Annotated in this window: 6 protein-coding genes and 1 pseudogene; all 7 read left to right on the top strand. The window is 54.1% G+C overall.

Going from position 1 to position 6,189, the window contains the following annotated elements:
• Positions 1-268: EF-Tu C-terminal domain-related protein (locus G523_RS0114825; protein ID WP_022695854.1), on the top strand; the 268-nt coding region annotated here is incomplete at its 5' end.
• 269 nt (positions 269-537) lie between these two features.
• Positions 538-2,130, top strand: a complete 1,593-nt coding sequence (locus tag G523_RS0114820; protein WP_407674760.1) for a PKD domain-containing protein — start codon at positions 538-540, stop codon at positions 2,128-2,130.
• Positions 2,131-2,316: 186 nt separating this feature from the next.
• Entirely contained in the window at positions 2,317-3,696 is a 1,380-nt protein-coding gene (rimK, locus tag G523_RS0114815; RefSeq protein ID WP_022695852.1) for a 30S ribosomal protein S6--L-glutamate ligase, read from the top strand.
• Between the two features lie 230 nt (positions 3,697-3,926).
• The gene (locus tag G523_RS0114810) at positions 3,927-4,232 is read left to right on the top strand and encodes a DUF167 family protein (protein ID WP_022695851.1); all 306 of its coding nucleotides are present in this window, start codon (positions 3,927-3,929) and stop codon (positions 4,230-4,232) included.
• Between the two features lie 216 nt (positions 4,233-4,448).
• Positions 4,449-4,769: a 30S ribosomal protein S10 gene (gene rpsJ, locus G523_RS0114805; RefSeq protein ID WP_022695850.1), complete on the top strand. Its 321-nt coding sequence runs from the start codon at positions 4,449-4,451 to the stop codon at positions 4,767-4,769.
• Positions 4,769-5,563 carry a 50S ribosomal protein L3 gene (rplC, locus tag G523_RS0114800; RefSeq protein ID WP_022695849.1) on the top strand — a complete coding sequence of 265 codons (795 nt, stop codon included), beginning with the start codon at positions 4,769-4,771 and terminating at the stop codon, positions 5,561-5,563. Before rpsJ ends, rplC begins: the two co-directional genes overlap by 1 nt.
• Positions 5,563-6,186 (top strand): annotated as a pseudogene (rplD, locus tag G523_RS0114795) (50S ribosomal protein L4); the annotation flags it as partial. The gene rplC and the pseudogene rplD, both read left to right, overlap by 1 nt.
• Positions 6,187-6,189: the final 3 nt, after the last annotated feature.

The following is a 6,189-nucleotide window of genomic DNA, read 5'->3' as shown; positions in this document are numbered from 1 at the left end:
AGCTGAAGCTTACATTCTGACGAAAGAAGAGGGTGGTCGTCACACACCATTCTTCTCTAACTACCGTCCACAATTCTACTTCCGTACAACTGACGTGACAGGTGTTGTTACGCTTCAGGATGGCACGGAAATGGTTATGCCAGGCGACAACGTTAAGCTGAACGTTGAGCTGATCCAGCCGGTTGCTATGGAAGAGAAGCTCCGCTTCGCTATCCGTGAAGGTGGCCGTACTGTTGGTTCAGGCGTTGTATCTAAAGTTATCGAATAGGTTTCTATTCGTTTCCGTGATTGCTGAAGCAATCACATGAAACAGGCTCAAGGCTGCCGCTCTGAACTGAGTTAAGTGTGAGCAGCCCTGAGCGCGTTCTATGCGACGCGTAGCTTAGCGAGAACAAAACTAATCAAGAATAAGCCCGCTCATCCGAGCGGGCTTTTTTGTTTTCTGCAGATTGATTTAAAATCAGCTTGCAATCTTTGGGTGCGCCGATAGCCTGACCTTACTCTTGAACATTGAGAGGAAAGACGGGGGTCTTACGGATGACGGTTCGCTCGATCGCGCTCGGAAGCGCGAGTGTAATTTTTAGTGCGATTTTTCTAGCGGCATGTTCAGGCGGCGGGGGCGGAGGATCGCCAACTCCAACGCCGACACCCACGCCCACACCGACCCCAACGAATACTGCGCCGACGGCGGCAACGTCTGCTCCAGGCGGAACGAGTGCCGATGAGCGACAGACAGTTATCTTGGACGGGTCTGGCTCCAGCGACCCTGAAAATGACACTCTTACTTATGCTTGGGTGCAAACTGCGGGGCCGACTGCCCAGCTATCTGGCGACAATACCGCGACTCTCTCTGTTGAGCTCCCCGAGGTGACAGCTGACGCTACGCTCGATTTCGAGCTGACCGTGAGTGACGGTGAGTTTTCCGATACGTCTGCAATATCAATCACCGCGACCAATATCGTTCGCGCTCCGTTGGTAACCAGCGTGAATGTGAATTTCGGAACACCGATAGACTTGGAGTTTGACCAGATCTTTCCGGATCTGATGACCGTGCAATTTTTTGGCGCTCAGACTGCTGCATCCGGCATTCGTACTAAGAATGACGGGACGCTCGAGTATTTTATGATCGACGTTGAAGCGAATAACGGTTTTGACACAGAAACGACCGTTGATTTGCCAAATGCGACGCCTGGGCAGTTGGCCATTCCGGCCTTCATGACCGGTCCGTTTCCTGGTTTCGGCGCGGCAATCGAAAAAGTTCTTGTGTTTCCGCAGGACAGCCTAGGCTTCGTTATGGAGTATGATGGCAATGTACCGGCAGGGCAGACTATTAAAGGTACGCTCACGCTCAACGACATCTGTTACGCATCGGCTGACTTGCTTGATGGTCTTTCCGGGACAACCGACCTGTTCCTCGCAAGTGATACTAATGGCATGCGCTACCTGCCTCGTACGGTCAACGGCGGCGTTTCTACCTATGGTCAGGCTGTAACGATCACGCCCGACGGTAATTTTTGTCAGGGGTCTTCGCGCGTATATTTTCGCAATGAACCAGCGCCAGAACATCGGATGGCGATTGATGTTTCGGTTCCGTCTATTCGGACATTCTTCCATTCCGCAGGCAGCTATACCGAAAGTGACGAAACACCAATCACGCTGGCACAAGGACAGGAAATAGTCTGGACGCAGTACGTTCCCGGTTCTCTCATTTCTTCAGGCGGAGGCAGTAGCGACAACTACATTGCTTATATCGCTACCGATGGGGAGCATACAGGCAACCATACGCTCTATCTCTATGGGCAGACCACGCCGGACGTGAATGAAACCTTTGCGCTCGTGGATAGTCTGGACCTTGGCGTTGGTGTTCCCGAGCGCTTGTACTTCAGAGACTTTGACGGAGACCGGCAGTGGGAAATTTATATTTTCTATGAAAATGTCCCGTATATAGGCGTCGTTGAACTGGAAGGTTTTGATCGGAATGTTCAGCTTTCGGTTCAAGGATTTATTGAGACAGGCTTCGACGCAGACGACATTCTCGCTATCGCGGATCTGGCGGGTAGCATCAGTTACTATCTGGAATATTCCGCTATCGACCAGATCGTCCCGTTCACGGTTACGGCCGCGCCTTAAAGGGGCGTCCTGATGACGTTGGATGGGCATTTCTCAGAGGTCGAGCTTAGTACGCTATTGTCTCTGATGCGGTGACCCTGAGCCGGTAGAAACCTGCCGAAAATTCCGGAACGGCTGCATGACTTAACCGTGTTATTTGGGCGCGATATCCTGTATGTCGCGCTCATCTGAATTTCTGGAGACGTCATGTCATCATCATTTACACTCGGTTGGGAAGAATGGGTCTCTCTTCCGTCTCTCGGGCTTCCGGCGATCAAGGCGAAAGTTGACACCGGCGCGCGCACATCTGCGCTGCATGCGAGTGTCATTGAGCCGTTCGGACCGATCAATAAGCCTCAGGTCCGTTTTCTCATTCAGCCAAACCCGGACGATCTGTCTATGGAGTTCACCTGTTCTGCGCCCGTGGTGGATCGTCGACAGGTGACGAGTTCGAATGGTGAGGCAGAGCTGCGCTATGTGATCCAGACAGAGCTGACATGCGGCGACCGGACATGGCCCGTGGAGATGACGCTGACCAACCGCGAAAACATGCAGTACCGCATGTTGTTCGGTCGTACGTCTATTGCGGACGACATGGTCGTTGATCCGAACGTGTCGTTCGCTCAAACGCCGTTGAGCTTCGATCTCTATAAAGGCATTCCGCGTAAGAAGCCGGTAAAGCGTCCGCTACGGATTGCATTGCTAACGCGCGAACCGAACAATTACTCTTCAAGTCGTCTTATTGAGGCCGGTGAGGCGCGCGGCCATGTCGTTGAAGCCATCGATACGACGCGTTGCTATATGAAGATCGACGCAACCGCGTCTGAGGTTCATTACGATGGCAAAGTGCTGCCGCGCTATGATGCGGTGATCCCGCGTATCGGCCCAGCTATTACGTCTTATGGCCTCGCCGTGCTTCGCCAGTTCGCAAACAGCGGCGCGTATTGTCTTAACCCGCCGATTGCGATTGCGGCATCACGTGATAAGCTACTTGCGCACCAGCTCCTGTCGCGCGAACGTATCAATATGCCGGTCACAGCGTTCGCCAACTCACCAAAGGACACGAAGGACCTGATCGCGCTGGTAGGCGGCGCGCCGGCAGTCGTGAAGCTGCTTCAGTCCAGTCAGGGCAAGGGTGTCGTACTCGCGGAAACGAAGAAGGCTGCCGAAAGCCTGATTGATGCTTTCCGTGGTCTGGAGGCGGATTTCCTCGTGCAGCAGTTTGTAGAAGAGGCGGCTGGTAAGGATACGCGCTGTTTCGTTGTCGGGAATAAGGTGGTTGCGGCGATCCAGCGGAGCGCGGCGGACGGTGATTTCCGGTCAAACCTTCATCGCGGCGGTACCGCTGCGCCTGTGCGGCTGACGAAGCAGGAGCGCGATGTCGCCCGCCGAGCAGCGCAGACGATCGGGCTGTCCGTTGCTGGCGTGGATATCCTTCGCACGAGTGAAGGGCCGAAAGTGCTCGAGGTGAACTCGTCGCCAGGTCTTGAGGGAATTGAAACTGCGACAGGTAAAGATGTTGCCTCTCTCATCATCCAGAACCTTGAAGCTAAGGTGCGCCCTTTGGCGCGCGACCTGAAGCATTAGGACGCTATGGGCGATTCTTGTGGGCGCGCGCCTTTAAGAATCGAGTCGCAGGCTGGTCAGGTGCATCGTCGAGAATGGAAAGGGAATCGCTGATCTGGCGATTCCCTTTTGTCTTTTTAATCCGGCCTCATTTATTCTGTCGGGCGAGCCGAAACACCGGTTATGTTGAATTCTCTTTAAGTGCATCTGGTATAAGACACGCGCGGCCGAGCAGAGGAGGGGGGGGCGTGATGCAAGAGCAGAGACTGCCTCTACGCGCGGATGGAGATGAGACGCTTCTGACCGTGCGGGTTACGCCTAAATCGTCCAGAGACGCCGTAGAGAGCGTGGAATCGGACGCTTCTGGCCAGTTATTCCTGAAGGTTCGGGTGCGCGCACTGCCGGACAAGGGGGCGGCGAACAAGGCCGTCTGTCAGCTCATTGCCAAATGGCTCGGAATTCCTAAATCGGGTGTTGCGCTACACGCGGGGGATACGAGCCGGATAAAGCAGATCAGGATTGCTCTGCCGATCGGCGATGTGTCCCGCTTTCTATAGGTGAAGAATACGCGCCGTAATCATGACTCTGGTGTTGACAGGGGTGCCTGCAAACTATAGAGGTGCGCGCTCGTTAATGAGGTAGCCGTGCCTTAGACACTGTCTAAACGCAAACGTACTCTCAACGAAACGGAACATTTTAAACGGTTTTGGTCCGTCGGGTCAGCGAAGGCTGGCGCTGAGCGGACTTTAGCTTTTGTGCGGACGGACGCTACAATGGACAGACAAAACATCCGGATTCGCCTGAAGGCCTTCGATCATCGCGCCCTCGATCTGTCGGCGAAAGAGATCGTTTCTACGGCCAAGCGAACAGGCGCTCAGGTACGCGGACCAGTTCCGCTGCCAACGCGTATTGAGCGCTTTACGGTGAACCGCTCTCCTCACGTGAACAAGAAATCTCGTGAGCAGTTTGAAATCCGCACGCATAAGCGTGTGCTCGATATCGTTGATCCAACACCACAGACTGTTGATGCTCTTATGAAGCTCGACCTCTCTGCTGGCGTTGCGGTTGAGATTAAACTTGAGGGAGCGCGCTAATGCCTGCAGAAGCGAAACGTTCCGGCGTTGTTGCCCGCAAGCTGGGCATGACCCGTGTCTTCTCTGAGGAAGGGCTGCACATTCCTGTGACGGTTCTGTCTCTGGAAGGCTGTCAGGTTGTTGGCGTACGTGAAGACAAAGATCGTACGGCTAAGATCAACCGCGGTTCTAAGAAGGACGCTGTCGAGAAAACTGTAAACGATGGCTACACAGCTGTTGTTCTAGGTGCCGGCTCTAAGAAAGCTAAGAACGCTACCAAAGCTGACCGTGGCCAGTTCGCGAAAGCGGGCGTTGCGCCTAAAGCTAAAGTGGTTGAGTTCCGCGTTGCTGAAGAAAACCTCCTCGAAGTGGGCGCTGCTATCTCTGCTGACCACTTTGTACCAGGTCAGAAAGTCGACGTAGCGGGCATCTCCATCGGTAAAGGCTTTGCAGGTGCGATGAAGCGCTGGAACTTCGGCGGTCTGCGTGCGTCTCACGGTGTTTCTATCTCTCACCGTTCGCATGGTTCTACAGGTCAGTGCCAGGATCCGGGTAAAGTCTTCAAAGGTAAGAAAATGGCCGGTCACTACGGCGTTGCTCGTATCACTACGCAAAACATTGAAGTTGTTCGTGTGGACACTGAGCGTGGCCTCGTTCTGGTTAAGGGTAACGTCCCTGGTCCAGAAGGTGGTTGGGTTGAAGTCCGTGACGCTGTGAAAAAAGCGCGTCCGGAAGGTGTTCCTATGCCGGGTTCTGTTTCTTCTTCTAAAGAAGCTGACGCTGCTCCGGCTGAGTCTGAGGGAGCTGACGCGTAATGGAACTCGCAGTCACAACGCTCGCTGCTAAGAAAGCCGGTAAGGTTGAGCTCGACGATGCTGTATTCGGCATTGAAGAGATCCGCGGCGACATCCTGCAGCGTATGGTTCGTTACCAGCTGGCGAAACGTCAGGCTGGCACGCACAAAACACAGTCCCGCTCTGAAGTGAGCGTGACGACAAAGAAATACATCCGTCAGAAAGGTTCTGGCGGCGCACGTCACGGTTCTAAGAACGCTCCTATCTTCGTTGGTGGTGGTGTTGCTCATGGCCCGCGCGTTCGCAGCCACGCTCACGACCTGCCTAAGAAGGTTCGCGCGCTCGCTCTGAAGCACGCTCTCTCTTCCAAGGTTAAGTCTGAGAACGTTATTGTTCTGGAAGATGCGAACTTTGACGAAGGCAAAACGAAATCTCTGCGTGCTTCTTTCGAAGCTCTGGGCATTTCTAACGCTCTCGTCATTGGCGGCACTGAGCTGAACGAAGGTTTTGCTCGCGCAGCTCGCAACATTCCTAACGTCGACGTCCTGCCTTTCGCTGGTCTCAACGTGTACGACGTTCTTCGTCGCAACACTCTGGTCCTGACGAAAGACGCTATCGACAGCATCCACGCTCGTTACAACGGCGAG

Source organism: Ponticaulis koreensis DSM 19734 (assembly GCF_000420665.1).
In the GTDB taxonomy this organism is placed as follows: domain Bacteria; phylum Pseudomonadota; class Alphaproteobacteria; order Caulobacterales; family Hyphomonadaceae; genus Ponticaulis; species Ponticaulis koreensis.
The sequence above is the reverse complement of the archived record's forward strand: the minus strand, read 5'-3'. Positions and strand labels throughout refer to the sequence as shown.